General features: G+C 34.3%; 2 protein-coding genes. One reads left to right on the top strand and one right to left on the bottom strand.

The genetic code is table 11. The features are described 5' to 3' along the window. Window positions 1-332: 332 nt before the first annotated feature. Window positions 333-686 carry an XRE family transcriptional regulator gene (locus ACFIL3_RS10410; RefSeq protein ID WP_375614261.1) on the bottom strand — a complete coding sequence of 118 codons (354 nt, stop codon included), beginning with the start codon at window positions 684-686 and terminating at the stop codon, window positions 333-335. Between the two features lie 85 nt (window positions 687-771). On the opposite strand from ACFIL3_RS10410, the gene ACFIL3_RS10415 reads away from it, so the two are divergent. Next, window positions 772-1,011: a helix-turn-helix domain-containing protein gene (locus ACFIL3_RS10415; protein ID WP_375682245.1), complete on the top strand. Its 240-nt coding sequence runs from the start codon at window positions 772-774 to the stop codon at window positions 1,009-1,011. The last annotated feature ends 75 nt before the right edge of the window (window positions 1,012-1,086 follow it).

The following is a 1,086-nucleotide window of genomic DNA, read 5'->3' on the forward strand; positions in this document are numbered from 1 at the left end:
TTTCATCAGAATTTATAAACACTGGTTTATTCACAAATGCCTCCATATCAAAATATTTAAATACATTTTGAAAAAAACGCCTTGACATAGGTTTTTTTTTTCGGGGTATGGTGTCTTTATATACGCATTATGCATACTGGTCAACAAAAAAATATGCATTATGTGTATTTTTTATGTAACAAGATAAAAATCCTTTATAGGGGATTTTCATTAATTGACATTTCTCTGAAGGAGAGAGGAATAAGTTATGAAAAAAACAAAAAGTGATACGGAATTAGATAATGAAATAATGCAACTAATTTCTACATTTAGTTATGAAAGACAAAAAGCTTTCATTTTTTTTCTTCATTATTCAAGCGGCTTAGAAGGTGAAGAATTGTTTCTTTATCTGTCTGACTTGTTTTCTTTAGCAGATCAATGATTTGTTCTTCAATAGGCTGTTCTACCGTAGATATTGGAAAGGAGGGACCTTCTCCTTCTCCAGTTAATAACCATCCCTCACTAATTCTAAATGCTTTGGCGTATTTTTTAGATGCGCGTGATATTCCTCTAAGACCTTGTTCATGTTGTATATAGCTAGAATAGTTCCATCCAAAATATCTAGCTGCTTCTTTAGCACTTCTAAAACCACGTACCAGACGCGCTTTCATCAATCTAGAGGATTGCTCTGTTATTTTATCAAGCATGTTTATCTCCTATATTACTCATATTGCATAAAATTGGTATGCATTTCGACTTGACATTAAAATACTCGTAATGCATATTTTCTTCATGAATAAGATAGAAGCAAAAGAACTAAGAAAACGCCTTAATCTTACGCTGCACGAAATGGCGGCGTTATTAGGCGTCAACAAATCAACGGTATGGCGTTGGGAAAAATATGGTGTTCCTTCAAGAGGAGCAGTGGCTTATCTTTTAAAATCTTTATGCGATCAAGAGCAACACCCCCCAATGTCGAAAATTTGCAAGAGCTGCGGTGTTGATCACACCGGAGAAACTTTACAGCATTAAGGAGATAAAGATGAGTTCGAATGAAATTTTATGGATAGCAGTGGTTTCAGTTTTGCTCTTAAGCGGAGTGATGTT

Origin of the sequence: Bartonella sp. CE47NXGY, assembly GCF_042195415.1 — a bacterium.
Lineage (GTDB): Bacteria > Pseudomonadota > Alphaproteobacteria > Rhizobiales > Rhizobiaceae > Bartonella.

Excerpts from the sequence above, each read along its gene's own strand:
- ACFIL3_RS10410 (WP_375614261.1), bottom strand. The coding sequence starts at position 686 with ATGCTTGATAAAATAACAGAGCAATCCTCTAGATTGATGAAAGCGCGT.
- ACFIL3_RS10415 (WP_375682245.1), top strand. The coding sequence starts at position 772 with ATGAATAAGATAGAAGCAAAAGAACTAAGAAAACGCCTTAATCTTACG.